The organism is Kitasatospora cheerisanensis KCTC 2395 (assembly GCF_000696185.1).
Lineage (GTDB): Bacteria > Actinomycetota > Actinomycetes > Streptomycetales > Streptomycetaceae > Kitasatospora > Kitasatospora cheerisanensis.
In genome coordinates this window covers 6,532,977-6,546,808 of sequence record NZ_KK853997.1, presented here as the reverse complement: position 1 = coordinate 6,546,808, position 13,832 = coordinate 6,532,977, and the positions used below count along the sequence as shown (strand labels likewise).

The window sequence follows — 13,832 nt, the reverse complement described above, 5'->3', positions numbered from 1 at the left end:
CTCGGCTGGAGCCGCAAGCGGCTGTGGTCGCGCTTCAGCGCCCAGCTCGGGCTGCCACCCAAGCAGGCGGCCCGGCTGATCCGCTTCGACCACGCGGCGCACCGGCTGGCGGCCGGCCACCGCCCGGCGCAGGTCGCGGCGGAGAGCGGCTACACCGACCAGTCCCACCTGAACCGCGAGACCGCCGACTTCGCCGGACTGACCCCGACCGGCGTCGCCGCCGCCCCCTGGCTCGCGGTGGACGAGCGGGCCTGGTCCGCACCGGGCTACCTGACCGCCCCCTGACCGGCACGCCCCCGGCTCCGTCGCGTCCACCACAACCACCGATCTCGCCCGCCGGCCGAGCCCGGGGTGCATGCACCTGCCGCGCGGCGTCGACCACCTGCTCAACCTGGGCCGCGACCGCAACACGGTACTGATCAACGCGCCCCACCGCCTGCCGACCGGCCGCGCCGTCGACGTGGACCTGTGGTCGGGGCAAGGACCGAAGCGGCAACACCCCGCAGACCATCCGCACCAACGCGCCCGAGGCCGACGCCGCCGACCGGGTCGAGGCCCGCACGGCCGACATCACCGAACTCCGCTTCCCCGAGGACGGCCGACGGGCCCGATGCGGCGCGCCGATCCGGCGAGATCCGCAGGAGGGGGCCTACGCCGCGACGGAGACCAGGGTCAGGAAGGCGCAGACTGCGAGGTTGATCCAGCGGTGGGTGGAGATGACGGCGAGGAACTCGCGGATGGTGGCGCTGGGCCAGAAGTAGGCGGCGGTGGGGGAGCCGGCGACCTGGCCGTTGACGGATTGCTGGCGGGCCAGGATGGCGGTGCGGAAGGCGTGGAAGTTGTTGGTGACGACGAGGCAGCGGTAGTCGGGGGTGGCGGCGGCCATCAGGTCGCGGCTGAACCGGAGGTTCTCCTCTGTGGTGCGGGAGCGGTCCTCCAGGACGATCCGGTCGGCGGGGAAGCCGCGCTCGGTGAGGTGGGCGGCCATCGCGTGGGATTCGGGGAGCTGCTCGTCGGGGCCCTGGCCGCCGGAGAGGATCAGCAGTGGCGGCCGGCCGCTCGCGGCCTGGCGTTCGTACAGGGCGCGGCCCGGTCGAGGCGGCTGGCGAGCAGCGGAGGCACGCGGGTGCCGCCGAGCAGGCCGGAGCCGAGGACGACGATGTAGTCGACGTCCTGACGGGGAGTCAGCCGTCCGTAGAGGTAGGCGTAGCCGATGAAGCAGAGGAAGAGGAAGGACAGGTAGCAGGAGAGCAGGAAGACGGTGCGGGCGACGGTCAGCAGGACCGGCGAGTCGGCCTGGGTGGCGGCGAGCAGCAGGGCGACGACGGCCAGGATGCCGACGCCGCAGAGCAGGGAGAGCAGGTTGGCGAGCCGGCGGCCCTCCTTGCGGAGCATCTTGAAGCCGTTGGCGATCAGCAGTGCGGCGAGGACCAGGGTGGCGAGGGCGGGGGCGAGGACGACCGCGATCAGGACGGCCTCGGCGAGGACGGAGTCGGCCCGTCCGAGGGTGACCAGCAGGGCGAACGCGAGGAAGGTGACGGCGAGTCCGAGGTGGACGGCGTTGCTGAAGCGGCGCCGGTCGCGCAGCACGCCGATCCCGGCCAGCAGCAGGAACAGGATCGCGGGGGCATACAGGAGCATGGGGGTCAGCCTAGGGACCGGCGCGGCCCCGCGGGCCTGACGCCCTGTGAAGCCGGGGCCGCCGGTCCGACAGCCGGCCAAACACCGGGGTGACGTGACGGGTGGTCAGCGGCGCGCCGGCGTCACCGGCCGGCCAGCGCCTTGCTCTGCGGGAAGCCCTCGGCGAGGTCCTCCGCGATCATGCGTTTGGCGATCGCGTCGGCGGCGGCCCGCAGTTCGGCGCTGCGGGGTCGGCCGCGGTCCTCCTCCAGGCGCTGGCACAGCCACTGGGACCAGGCGTGGGTGATGGTCTCGGCCTCGGCGGAGCCGGCCGCGGTGTGCGCGTAGAAGCCGTTGTGGGCCTCCAGGTAGCCGTCGGCGACCATCCGGTCGAAGACCGGCTGGAGGACCTCCGGGGGGATCCGGCGGCGGGCGGCGATCAGGTTGAGGGTGGAGTGGCCGACCAGCCGGGTGAACAGTTCGACCTGCATGACGGCCCAGGCGCCGGCCATGTCCAGGCGGGTGCCGGAGGAGCTGACGACCTGTCGGGCGGTGTCCAGGCTCGCGCCGCCGAGCAGTTTGGCGACGGCCAGTTCGAGCAGCCGGGAGGAGTCGCCGGAGGACGGCTGGGCGAAGCCCTCGCCCATGTCGGTGGAGCTGGCCCGGGCGGAGTCGCGGAGCGTGACCTGCTTGAGGAACAGCGAGATGACGAAGCCGAGCAGCGCGACCGGCACCGTCCACAGGAAGACGGTGTGCAGCGAGTCGGCGTACGCCTGGATGACGGGTTCGGCGGCGGCTGGCGGCAGGCCCTGGACGCCGTGCGGGCTCTGCGCGGCGAGCCCGATCTGTTCGGGGTTGCCGCCGCTGGCGCGGACCGCCTCGGCGATGCCGTCGGAGAGGTTGGTGCGCAGCGTGTTGGCGTAGATGGTGCCGAACACGGCGGTGCCGAACGAGGAGCCGAGGGTGCGGAAGAAGGTGACGCCGGAGGTGGAGGTGCCGAGGTCGGCGTAGTCGACGGTGTTCTGCACGGCGATGGTGAGCACCTGCATGCACAGGCCGATGCCGGTGCCGAGCACGAACATGTAGAGGCTGGCCAGCCAGGCGCTGGTGCCGGGGTTCAGCAGCGACAGCAGGTACAGGCCGGCGGCCATCACCAGCGAGCCGATGATCGGGAAGATCCGGTACTTGCCGGTCTTGGACACCACGTTGCCGCTGAAGATGGACGCGATCAGCAGGCCGAGCACCATCGGCAGGGTGCGCACGCCGGAGACGGTGGCCGAGTCGCCGTCCACGTACTGCAGGAAGGTCGGCAGGAAGGTCATCGCGCCGAGCATGGCGAAGCCGACGATGAAGCTGAGCACCGAGCAGACCGTGAACACCGGGTTGCGGAACAGCCGCATCGGCAGGGTGGGTTCGGCGGCGCGGGTCTCCACCCAGCAGAACAGGCCGAGCGCGACCACGCCGCCGGCGAACAGTCCGATGATGACGGGCGAGCCCCAGGCGTACTCGTTGCCGCCCCAACTGGTGGCCAGGATCAGGGCGCTGGCGCCGACGGCGACCAGCGCGATGCCCAGGTAGTCGACCACCGGGCGGGCGGCGGAGCGGACCACCGGGATCGAGCGGGCGGCGGCGATCACCACCACGATGGCGATCGGCACGTTGACGTAGAACGCCCAGCGCCAGGTCAGGTGGTCGGTGAACAGCCCGCCGAGCAGCGGGCCGACCACGGTGGCGACGCCGAACACCGCGCCGATCGCGCCCTGGTACTTGCCGCGCTCGCGCAGCGGGATGACGTCCGCGATGAGTGCCATCGAGGTGACCATCAGGCCGCCCGCGCCGATGCCCTGGACGGCGCGCCAGGCGATCAGCAGCGTCATGTTGGTGGCCAGGCCGCACAGGAACGAGCCGGTGATGAAGACGATCGCGGAGACCTGGAAGACCACCTTGCGGCCGAACAGGTCGCCCATCTTGCCGACCAGCGCCGTGGTGACGGTCTCCGCCAGCAGGTAGGACGTCACCACCCAGGACATGTGGGCCGCGCCGCCGAGGTCCGCGACGATGGTGGGCAGGGCGGTGCCGACGATGGTCTGGTCGAGGGCGGCCAGCAGCATGCCGAGCATGATGGTGCCGAACACGACGTTGCGCTGCCGCCGGTCGAGGACGGGCGGGGCCGCCTGGCTGGTCTCCCTGGTGGTGGTCACCACGGTATCGTCACACTTTGCCCCGGACTGTCCGGTTCGACACCCCGCATCGAACAAGAATGCCAATCCGATGATGCGATCAACGGTGCGACAAGAGTGAACGCCCACCGCGTTAGAGGGGCATGGACAGCACGACGACGACCGGGAACGACGCCGGACCCCCCGAGTTCCGGGCCTTCGCGGCCGCCCGCAGCCACCACCTGATCCGCACCGCCTACCTGCTGACCGGCGGCGACGCCCACCTCGCCGAGGACCTCGCCCAGGAGGCGCTCGGCAAGCTGTACGGCAACTGGCGGCGGATCTCCCGGATGGCGAACCCCGCCGGGTACGCCCGCACCGTCCTGGTCAACACCTTCCTCAGCCACCGGCGCCGGCGCAGCAGCCGCGAACACGTCACCGACACCTTCGCCGAGACCGCTGCGCCGCCCGCCGACCCCGCCCTGCGCGTCACGCTGCTCCAGGCGCTCGCCGAACTGCCGCAGCAGGACCGGGCGGTGCTCATCCTGCGCTACTGGGAGGACCTCGGCGTGGAGGAGACCGCCGACGCGCTCCGGCTCACCCCGAGCGCCGTCCGCTCCCGCGCCTCCCGCGCCCTGGGCCGCCTGCGCACCCGCCTCGGCGAGCAGTTCGACGAGCTCGCCCGCCCCTGACCTTCCCTCACCAGCCTTCCAGGAGCCAGCCGATGACTTCCGAAGAGGACTTCACCCGCGCCCTGCGGGACTCCGCCGACTTCGCCCCCGCCCCGCCCACCGAACTGTTCGCCCTCGCCGCCGAACGCCGCGGCCGCACCCGGGTCCGCCGCCGCCGCACCCTCGGCGCCTCCGCGGTCGCCCTGGTCGCCGCCACCGGCTGCGCGCTGGCCCTGCTGCCCGGGCACACCCCCGCGCCCGTCCGCACCACGCCGGCCGCACCCGTCGTCGACGGGGTGTTCATGTCCACCACGCTGCGTTCGCTGCTGCCCGCGGACGGCCGGGTCACCGACCCGGCCGGCACCGAGGTCAGCCTGGTGACGCCCGGTCAGGCGCCGATGGCCTGGCTCGACTACGACGACGGCCACGGCTCCGCCCGGGTGCTGCTGGCCGTCGACCGCCTCGCCACCCCGCTCTCCGACGGCACCCCCGCCCTCCAGTGCCCGGACACGCTCGCCGAACCCACCACCACCTGCCGGCGCACCACCCGCCCCGACGGCTCCCGCCTGACCACCAGCACCAAGGCCCCGCGCTGGGACGGCGACGACCGCGCCTGGTCGGTGACGTACGCCGCCCCCGACGGCCGGGCGGTCACCGTCCACCAGGTCACCTCCGCCACCCCGGGGCACCCCGCCCGCGAGACGCCGCCGCTGACGGAGGCCCAACTCCAGGACGTCGCCGCCTCCGACGCCTGGCGGCCCGCCTACGCGGTGCTGCCCGCCGCCACCGTCCCGCCGGCCGCGCCGGTCGCCGGCCGGCCGTCCTCACCGCGCTGCGCTCCGCCCTGCCCGCCGGCGTCTCCTTCGACCCGGGCGCCGAGACCCAGGACACCCCCGGCCGCCTGCACGGAGCCGTGACCGCCGACGGGCGCACCGGCCAACTGCTCGTCACCGTCGAACACGGCTGGCACCGCGGCTTCCGCGACGACCCGGCCACCGCGTTCGGCACCCTGACGGCCAGTCAGCCCACCCGGCGCACCGCGGACGGCGCGCTGTACGCCGTCATCCAGTTCAACGCGACCGGCCCGGACGGCGCCGGGGGCCTCCAGTGGATCGCACGCGGACTGCTCCCGGACGGCACCCTGGTCACCGCCAAGCTCTGGACGTACGGGCCCGACCACCGGATCACCACCGACCCCGGCGTGCTCGACCAGGAACGGCTGACCGCCCTCGTCACCGCGCCCTCCTGGGCCCGCGCCTGACTCCCGTTCACGGGGCGCGCCGGAACCGTCCGGCGCGTCCCGAACCGCGATGATGGGGCGATGGACTGCCTGTTCTGCCGCGTCGTCGCCGGCGAGGTCCCGGTCGACTCCGTCTTCGCCGACGAGCACGCCGTCGCCTTCCTCGACCACCGGCCGCTCTTCCCCGGCCACCTGCTGGTCGTCCCCCGCCGCCACGTCCCCACCCTCACCGACCTCACCGAGGACGAGACCGGCCCCTACTACACCCGGGTCCGCCGCCTGACCGCCGCCGTCGAACGCGGCATGGACGCCGCCGGGAGCTTCGTCGCCACCAACAACCGGATCAGCCAGTCCGTCCCCCACCTGCACACCCACATCGTCCCCCGCAACCCCAAGGACGGCCTCCGCGGCTTCTTCTGGCCCCGCACCCGCTACCGCGACAGCGCCCACGCCGCCACCACCGCCACCCGCATCCGCACCGCCCTCTGACCCCGCCCACCCACCCGACCCCCACCGCCGTCAGGAACGCCCACCCCCAAAGACCCAGCCCCGGCCGGCAGGCACCCCCGCCGACACCGGCTCGCCGCACCCCTGCCCCGCGGAAGACGGCTTCCGCCCCGCGCCGCGCCACAACGCTCGGGCCCCCAGCGCCCTGCGCTCACGGTCGGAGGCCGCATCGCTCTCCACAGCCCGACCCGCCCGCCGACGGCGGCCCTCCGGACGACGCCCGCCCGCAGGTCGCTCAACTCCCCTCCCCCGCCGTGCCGGAGGCGGTCTCTCCCTCTCGCCGTCCCACCTCGCCGGAGGCGGCTTCCCCTTGTGCTCTAGGTGTCTTCGGTGGTGCCCCGGACGGTGGTGCGGAAGGCGATGGGGGTGGTGCCGGTGCGTTGGTGGAAGAACTTGGCGAAGTTGGCGGCGTCGGCGAAGCCGAGGCGGTCGGCTATGCGGGCGGCGGGGGTGTCGCTGTGGGCGAGGAGGCGTTTGGCTTCGAGGACGACGCGGCGGTCGACGAACTCCTTGGCGCCGATGCCCGCGGCGGCGAGTGTCGCGCGGGAGAGCGTCCGCGGCGAGTAGCCGAGCGCTTTCGCGTAGTCCTCGACGCGCCGGGTGCGGGTGAAGTGGTGTTCGACGGCGTGCCGGAAGCGGCGGTAGGTCTCGCCGGGTTCGGCGCTCGCGCTGCCGCAGGGCGTCGCGGGGTTGGCGAGGCGGAGCAGCAGTGCGGCGAGCAGGTGGCGGAGCAGCGCGTGGTGGATCTCGGCGGGCAGGTCCGCGCCGGAGGCGAACTCGCGGTGGAGGTGGAGCAGCGCCGCGCGCAGCGCGTCCCGGTCGGGCCCGGCGGTGTGCAGGACGGCCGCGGCGAACGGGTCGTCGAGGCGGGCGGCGGCCACCGTCGCGGGGTCGGGGAAGCCGGGTTCGAACAGGACGAGGGTGCCGTCGGCGTCGCCGAGTTCGCCCCACTGCTGGACCTGTCCGGGCCGGACCCAGAGCCAGCTGCCGGGGTGGACGGCGTGTTCGGTGAAGTCGACGGTGTGGTGGAGGGTGCCGCGGTCGAGGGTGAGCAGGTGGTGGAAGGCGGGCCGTTGCGGTCGGTGGAAGTCGCGGTCGGTGGCGGTGGCGCGGCGGGCGCGGAGTTCGGCGAGGGTCATCACTTCGACGCCGGCGGGTCCGCCGGGCGGCGCGGCGAACGGGACCTCGGGGATCGCCGTCCCGGAGGCCGGGTTGTCGCTGTCTCGCATCGTCACCACCCACCACCCGCAGCCAGGCTACCTCCGGTGGATCTTCCGGCGGGAGGGCGGCGGTACGGTCGTCGGAACGGACGGGCGGAGCGGGGTGGCGGGCATGGAGCGGCGGTTGACGTTGCACGACGTGGCGCGCGAGGCGGGGGTGAGCGCGAAGACGGTGTCGCGGGTGCTGAACGGGGACGGTCCGGTGGCGGCGGCGACCCGGGAGCGGGTGCTGGCGGTGGTGGAGCGGGTGGGTTTCCGCCCGAACCTGCTGGCGCGGAGCATCCGGACGGGCGGCCCGGACGCGACGGTGGGGTTGGTGCTGCCGGATCTGGCGAACCCGTTCTTCGGGGCGTTGGCGGGCGGGGTGGAGGAGGCGGCGCGGGCGCGCGGGTTGACGGTGCTGCTGGGGTGTTCGGGCGGTGACGCGGCGCGCGAGGCCGAGGTGGTAAGCGCTTTCCTGGCGCGTCGGACGGCGGCGCTGCTGGTGGTGCCGGCGGCGGGCGGGGAGGCCTCGGCGCAGGCCCGGGCGGCGGGGGTGCCGCTGGTGTTCGTGGACCGGCCGGGGCCGGACGCGGACTGCGTGGTGTCCTCGAACCGGGCGGGCGCCCGCGAGGGCGTGGCGCACCTGCTGGGGCTGGGTCACCGCCGGGTGGCGTTCCTCGGCGACCTGCCGGCCGGGCTGTACACCCGACGCGAGCGTCTGGCGGGCTACCGGGAGGCGCTGCGGGAGGCGGGCGCCGCGCCCGACGGGGAACTGGTCGCGGACGCCCGGACGGCGGCGGAGGCGGAGCGGGCGGTGCTGCGGCTGCTGGCCCTGCCGGATCCGCCGACGGCGCTGTTCGCGTCGAACGTGAACGCGGCGACGGGCGCGGTGCTGGCGCTGGGCCGGGCGGGCCGCCGCGACGTGGCGCTGCTGGCGTTCGACGACCTGCCGCTGGCGGAGGTGCTGGACCCGCCGCTGTCGGCGGTGGCGCAGGACCCGGCGGGGCTGGGTGCGGCCGCGGCCCGGCTGGCGCTGGCCCGGCTGGACGGGGATGCCACGCCGCCGCGCACGGAGACCGTCCCGACCCGCCTGGTGCTGCGCGGCGCAGGCCCGGCAGCACGCCCTTGACCGTCCGGCGCAGGCCCGGCAGCACGCCCTTGACCGTCCGGTGGCGGCCGGTGGAGGGTGGCCGCCACGATCGGTCACCACCCGGAGGAGCGCGGATGGCCCCGCAGTTCGGCGACTACCAGAACGAGATCTACTTCGAGGCGCTGTTCGGCGTCGCGCCGAGGTTCCCGATGACCTTCGCGGGCCTGGCGGAGCGCGCGCGGGCCGCGCTGGCGCCGGACGTGTGGTCGTACGTGGCGGGCGGCGCGGGCGACGAGCACACCCAGCGGGCGAACGTCGCGGCGTTCGAGCGCTGGGGGCTGGTGCCGCGGATGCTGGTGGGCGCGAAGGAGCGGGACCTGCGGGTGGACCTGTTCGGCCTGGAGCTGGCGTCGCCGCTGTTCCTGGCCCCGGTGGGGGTGCTGGGCCTGTGCGCGCCGGACGGGCACGGGGATCTGGCGACGGCCCGGGCGGCGGCCCGCACCGGGGTGCCGATGGTGGCGTCGACGCTGTCGGTGGACCCCATGGAGCGGGTGGCGGCGGAGATGGGCGGCACGCCCGGCTTCTTCCAGCTGTACACGCCGACGGACCGGGCGCTGGCGGAGTCGCTGGTGCACCGGGCGGAGGCGGCCGGGTTCAAGGGCATCGTGGTGACGCTGGACACCTGGGTGACCGGGTGGCGGCCGCGGGACCTGGGCAGCGGCAGCTTCCCGCAGCTGCGCGGCCACTGTCTGGCGAACTACACCTCCGACCCGGTGTTCCGGGCCCGCCTCAAGGACCCGGACGGGGATCCGCGCGGCGCGGTGATGGACTGGGTGTCGGTCTTCGGCAACCCGCTGACCTGGGACGACCTGCCGTGGCTGCGCTCGCTGACGGAGCTGCCGCTGATCCTGAAGGGCCTGTGCCACCCGGAGGACGTCCGGCGCGCGAAGGACGCGGGCGTGGACGGGATCTACTGCTCGAACCACGGCGGCCGGCAGGCGAACGGCGGGCTGCCGGCGCTGGAGTCGCTGGCCGGGGCGGTGGCGGCGGCGGACGGCCTGCCGGTGCTGTTCGACTCGGGGGTGCGCAGCGGCGCGGACGCGGTGAAGGCGCTGGCGCTGGGGGCGACGGCGGTGGGCGTGGGCCGGCCGTACGTGTACGGGCTGGCGCTGGGCGGCGAGGAGGGGGTGGTGCACGTGCTGCGGTCGCTGCTGGCGGAGGCGGATCTGCTGATGGCGGTGGACGGCTACCGCTCGCTGGAGTCGCTGCGGGAGCCGGGGGCGCTGCTCCGCTGCTGACGCCCCGTCGGGCGGCCTTATTGCGACTTACTTGCAAGAACGGAGTACATGCAGCAGAGTGGAGCCGCGGGGTCGTCCTCCGATCGTCTTCCCAACCGGCGCCCGCCGGGACAACGGCGCCGGCCCCGCGCCAACGTCCTTCCCCCGCTTCGGCGTCAGGCCAGCGGCAGCCGCACCACCATGGTCTTGCCGCCGCCGTCCGGGTCGGCCTGCGTCGCGGTGGTGCCGCCCGCCAGCAGGGCCATCTCGTGCACCAGGCTCAGGCCCCAGCCGCCGCTGCCGTCCTGGTGCGGGGTCTCCCGGCGGCTCGGACAGTGCGGGTGCCGGTCGTGCACCCGGATCGTCAACTCCTCGGGCTCGAAGTCGAGTCGGAGGGTGGTGCGGGGCGAACGCGGGGCCGCGTGCCGGACCGTGTTGGTGACGAGTTCGCTGACCACCAGCAGCACCGTGTCGGTCAGCGGATGGTCCGCGCCCAGGCCGCGGGCGGCCAGTTCGGCGCGCACGCTGCGGCGCGCCTCGGGCACGGCGGCGGGTACGGTCGCCAGGCTCAGGCTGTACCGCACGGTCAGGGTGGGGTCCGCGACAGCCATGGTCGGTCCCTTCACAACGGGGGCGACCGGGTGGGAGCGGGGGCGCCGTCGTCCGGCCGCGTCGGGGCTCGGCGGCCCTGCCCCGTCCGCGAGCGAGAACCGGACAGATCACCGATAACCAGTACGGTACGGCCGAACCGCCCGAACTGCGGCGGCGGATGGTGGACAGTGGCCACAACTCGCCACCGCCGCCCGCCCGGCGGCCGCGGCTCCCGACCCGGCGTCAGATCACCGGCGTGGCACCGGGGATCCGCTCGAACACCAGGTTGGTGCGGGCCTGGGCGACCGCCGGGTGGGTGGTCAGGTGGTCGACGACGAAGCTGCGCAGCGCCTCCGGGTCGGCGACCGCGACGTGCAGCAGGTAGTCGTCGGCGCCGGCGATGTGGAACACCTCCAGCACGCCGGGCAGGTTCGGTGCGGTGGTGCGGAAGCCCTCGTTCTGCTCCCGGGTGTGCGCCCGCAGCCGCACCGAGATCATCGCCTGGAGCGGCAGGCCGACCGCCGGCAGGTCGACCTCCGCGTGGTAGCCGTGGATCACGCCCCGTTCGCGCAGCGCCCGCACCCGGGCCAGGCAGGTGGACGGGGCGATCCCGACCAGTTCCGCCAGCGCGCTGTTGGCCGTCCGGGCGTTCTCCAGCAGCGCCCGGACGATCGCCCGGTCGGTCTCGTCCAGCACTGCGGCGCGGGGCCGTGGAATATTCGGCACGCGCCCAGCGTGGCGGCCCGTACCGAACATCCGCAAGGCCCCGACCGGCATTCGCCGAATGATTGACCGCGGCTATGGCCTTTGCCGGTCCGCAACTTCACCATCGTCGCCCATGAGCCGACTCGACACCCGAGCCGTGCACGCCGGCCGCGACGACCTCGCCGGCCTCGGTGCGCACGTCCCCCCGCTCGACCTGTCCACCACCTATCCGGTTCCGGACCTCGCCGCCGGCGGCGACGCCTACCAGGCCCTGGCCACCGGCGGCCGGCCGCCCGCCGAGGGCGGGCTGGTCTACCAGCGGCTGTGGAACCCGACCGTGGCCCGCTTCGAGCAGGCCCTCGCCGAACTGGAGGGCTGCGCCCAGGCGGTGGCGTTCTCCTCCGGCATGGCCGCGCTGACCGCCTGCCTGCTGGCCGCCGCCGCGGAGGGCCGCCGGCACGTCGTCGCGGTGCGCCCGCTGTACGGCGGTTCCGACCACCTGCTCGCCTCCGGCCTGCTGGGCACCGAGGTCACCTGGGCCACCCCCGAGACCGTGGCCGGCGCGGTCCGCCCCGACACCGGGCTGGTCCTGGTCGAGACCCCCGCCAACCCGACCCTCGACCTGGTCGACCTGGCCGCTGTCGCCGACGCCTGCGGCGACGCGCCGCTGCTGGTCGACAACACCTTCGCCACACCGGTGCTGCAGCGGCCCGCCGAGTTCGGCGCCACGCTGGTGCTGCACTCCGCGACCAAGTCGATCGGCGGTCACGGCGACGTGCTGGCCGGCGCGGTCGCCTGCAGCACCGCGTGGGCGGAGCGGCTGCGCCGGGTGCGGGCCGTCACCGGTGCGATCCTGCACCCGCTGGCCGGGTACCTGCTGCACCGCGGCCTGCAGACCCTGCCGCTGCGGGTGCGCGCCGCCTCGGCGAGCGCGGCCCGGCTCGCCGACTGGCTGGCCGAGCAGCCCGAGGTGTCCGCCGTGCACTACCCCGGCCGCTCCGGCTCGCCGCTGCTCGGGCGCCAACTCCTGGGCGGCGGAAGCACCTTGGCGTTCGAGGCGGCGGGCGGTTTCGAGCACGCCGCGGCGATCGCCGAGCACTGCGAGCTGATCACCCACGCGGTGTCGCTCGGCGGTGTGGACACCCTGATCCAGCACCCGGCCTCGCTCACCCACCGGCCGGTCGAGGACGCCCACAAGCCCGTCCCCGCCCTGCTGCGCCTGTCCGTCGGCCTGGAGGACCCGGAGGACCTGGAGGCCGACCTCGCCAAGGCGCTCCTCCGGTAGCAGCACGCCCGACGGGGTGTCAGCCGTACGGGGTGCGGGGGGATTTCCCCCGCACCCTTTCGGTGGCCCGCCCCAGCGCCCCGTACCACCCGGCCGAACCATGATCGTCACTGGGGCCGCACCCGGCGGCCCGGACAGGGAGACCCGACCATGACGGCCCACCGACGACACCTCAGCCGGCGTGGACTGCTCACCACCACCGCAGCCCTCGCCATCCCCGCCCTGCACCTCCCCGCCGCCGCCGCGGCCGACCGGACGGACCGGACGGAGCGGCCGGTGGTCCAGCAGTTGACGTCCGCCGCGTACCCGCTGGACACCACCGCGCCGGCCGGCGGCACCGCCGACCTCCGGCCGCTCGGCGAGCTGATAGGCGACTCGCTGGTGGTCGGCCTCGGCGAAGCCACCCACGGCTCCCACGAGTTCTTCACCCTCAAGCACCGCGTCTTCCGGTACCTGGTGGCGGAGCGGGGCTTCACCGCCTTCGCGCTGGAGGCGAGTTGGACGGCCGGCCTGGAGATCGACGAGTTCCTCCAGGGCGGCGACGGCGACGCCCGCCGGGTCGCCGACCGCACCCTCGCGGGATCGCCGTGGCACCGCGAGGAGTTCGCCGACCTGATCAGCTGGATGCGGGACCACAACCGCCGCAACCCCGGCCGCCCCGTGCACTTCCTCGGCGCCGACCTGGGCCTGCCCGCCCTCGGCGACCGCGTCTTCCGCCGGGTCCTCGACGCCGTCCGCGCCGCCCGCCCGCAGGACGCGGCCCGGCTCGCCGACCTGTACGCGCCGCTGCGCCCGCTGGACGACGCGATCGGCTACCTCGGCCGCCCGGTCGCCGAACGCCGTGCGAACGCCGAACTCGCCCGCCGTGCGGGCGAGTTGACTTCCGCCCTGGGCGACGACCCGGCGGTGCAGCACGCCCGGGTGATCGCCGACACCTTCGCCTTCCTCGCCATGGACCCGGCCGACCCGGCGACGGTCGCCGCGGCCGAGCAGCTCCGCGACCGCGCCATGGCGCAGAACGTCCTGTGGTGGCAGCGGCGCACCGGCCACCGGATCCTGCTCTCCGCGCACAACGGCCATGCCGGCTACGCCTCCACCATGCCGGAGCTCTACCCGGACCCGCAGGGCGCGCAGCTGCGCCGGGCCCTCGGCGGCCGCTACACGGCGATCGGCACCACCTTCGACCGGGGCGCCTTCCTCACCACCGCCGCGGGCGCGGGCGGCGCCTGGCGGCCGGTCAGCGTGCCGCCCGCCGCACCCGGCAGTGTCGAGCACACCCTCGACCAGGTCCGCCACCGCGACTTCTACCTCCCGCTGCGCCGGCTGCCGGCCGCCGCGCGCGCCTGGCTGGCGACCCCGCACCCGACGTACGACGCCGGCACCACCTTCACGCCGGAGCCGCTGCCGGTGCTGGCCCCGGCCGCCGCCTACGACGTGCTGATCCATCTGCACGAGGTGACGGCGGCGCGGGAGTTGACGCCCTGA

General features: G+C 74.7%; 15 protein-coding genes. 9 read left to right on the top strand and 6 right to left on the bottom strand.

Annotated elements, in window-relative coordinates; translation table 11 throughout:
* Positions 1 to 285 (top strand): helix-turn-helix domain-containing protein (locus KCH_RS37990; protein WP_157032451.1); only part of this gene is annotated, 285 nt, incomplete at its 5' end.
* Between the two features lie 364 nt (positions 286 to 649).
* On the opposite strand, the gene KCH_RS46740 is transcribed toward KCH_RS37990, so the two are convergent.
* From KCH_RS46740 to KCH_RS29340, 3 genes are all read right to left on the bottom strand, one after another.
* A complete protein-coding gene (locus KCH_RS46740) occupies positions 650 to 1,039 on the bottom strand; it encodes a YdcF family protein (protein WP_341865492.1) in 390 nt (129 codons plus the stop codon).
* On the bottom strand, positions 1,039 to 1,641 hold the full coding sequence (locus KCH_RS46735; protein ID WP_341865428.1) for a hypothetical protein: 603 nt from the start codon (positions 1,639 to 1,641) through the stop codon (positions 1,039 to 1,041). Before KCH_RS46735 ends, KCH_RS46740 begins: the two co-directional genes overlap by 1 nt.
* A gap of 122 nt (positions 1,642 to 1,763) precedes the next feature.
* The gene (locus tag KCH_RS29340; RefSeq protein ID WP_035867947.1) at positions 1,764 to 3,821 is read right to left on the bottom strand and encodes a DHA2 family efflux MFS transporter permease subunit; all 2,058 of its coding nucleotides are present in this window, start codon (positions 3,819 to 3,821) and stop codon (positions 1,764 to 1,766) included.
* A gap of 122 nt (positions 3,822 to 3,943) precedes the next feature.
* Here KCH_RS29340 and KCH_RS29335 point away from each other — a divergent pair, with 122 nt between their 5' ends.
* From KCH_RS29335 to KCH_RS29320, 4 genes are read left to right on the top strand one after another with little or no spacing between them, the layout of a single operon-like run.
* Positions 3,944 to 4,471, top strand: a complete 528-nt coding sequence (locus KCH_RS29335) for a SigE family RNA polymerase sigma factor (protein ID WP_035867944.1) — start codon at positions 3,944 to 3,946, stop codon at positions 4,469 to 4,471.
* Between the two features lie 32 nt (positions 4,472 to 4,503).
* The gene (locus tag KCH_RS29330; protein ID WP_035867942.1) at positions 4,504 to 5,367 is read left to right on the top strand and encodes a hypothetical protein; all 864 of its coding nucleotides are present in this window, start codon (positions 4,504 to 4,506) and stop codon (positions 5,365 to 5,367) included.
* Entirely contained in the window at positions 5,364 to 5,711 is a 348-nt protein-coding gene (locus KCH_RS29325; RefSeq protein ID WP_035867940.1) for a hypothetical protein, read from the top strand. The genes KCH_RS29330 and KCH_RS29325 overlap by 4 nt, the downstream gene beginning before the upstream one ends.
* 60 nt (positions 5,712 to 5,771) lie before the next feature.
* Positions 5,772 to 6,179, top strand: a complete 408-nt coding sequence (locus tag KCH_RS29320) for an HIT family protein (protein WP_035867937.1) — start codon at positions 5,772 to 5,774, stop codon at positions 6,177 to 6,179.
* Positions 6,180 to 6,514: 335 nt separating this feature from the next.
* On the opposite strand, the gene KCH_RS29315 is transcribed toward KCH_RS29320, so the two are convergent.
* Positions 6,515 to 7,426, bottom strand: coding sequence for a helix-turn-helix domain-containing protein (locus KCH_RS29315; RefSeq protein WP_157032240.1), 912 nt, complete (start codon positions 7,424 to 7,426; stop codon positions 6,515 to 6,517).
* Between the two features lie 103 nt (positions 7,427 to 7,529).
* On the opposite strand from KCH_RS29315, the gene KCH_RS29310 reads away from it, so the two are divergent.
* Both KCH_RS29310 and KCH_RS29305 read left to right on the top strand, forming a co-directional pair.
* The gene (locus KCH_RS29310) at positions 7,530 to 8,528 is read left to right on the top strand and encodes a LacI family DNA-binding transcriptional regulator (protein WP_035867926.1); all 999 of its coding nucleotides are present in this window, start codon (positions 7,530 to 7,532) and stop codon (positions 8,526 to 8,528) included.
* A 95-nt stretch (positions 8,529 to 8,623) separates the two neighbouring features.
* Complete coding sequence (locus tag KCH_RS29305; protein WP_035867924.1) at positions 8,624 to 9,787, top strand: alpha-hydroxy-acid oxidizing protein; 1,164 nt, start codon at positions 8,624 to 8,626, stop codon at positions 9,785 to 9,787.
* 155 nt (positions 9,788 to 9,942) lie between these two features.
* Here the strand turns inward: KCH_RS29305 and KCH_RS29300 are convergent, their stop codons facing one another.
* On the bottom strand, positions 9,943 to 10,377 hold the full coding sequence (locus KCH_RS29300) for an ATP-binding protein (RefSeq protein WP_035867922.1): 435 nt from the start codon (positions 10,375 to 10,377) through the stop codon (positions 9,943 to 9,945).
* Positions 10,378 to 10,600: 223 nt separating this feature from the next.
* Complete coding sequence (locus KCH_RS29295) at positions 10,601 to 11,083, bottom strand: Lrp/AsnC family transcriptional regulator (RefSeq protein ID WP_244305479.1); 483 nt, start codon at positions 11,081 to 11,083, stop codon at positions 10,601 to 10,603.
* Between the two features lie 112 nt (positions 11,084 to 11,195).
* Between KCH_RS29295 and KCH_RS29290 the strand changes: the two genes are divergently transcribed.
* Positions 11,196 to 12,347 carry a trans-sulfuration enzyme family protein gene (locus tag KCH_RS29290; protein ID WP_157032239.1) on the top strand — a complete coding sequence of 384 codons (1,152 nt, stop codon included), beginning with the start codon at positions 11,196 to 11,198 and terminating at the stop codon, positions 12,345 to 12,347.
* A 150-nt stretch (positions 12,348 to 12,497) separates the two neighbouring features.
* Positions 12,498 to 13,832 (top strand): erythromycin esterase family protein, encoded by a 1,335-nt coding sequence (locus tag KCH_RS29285; RefSeq protein WP_035867918.1) that lies wholly within the window; start codon positions 12,498 to 12,500, stop codon positions 13,830 to 13,832.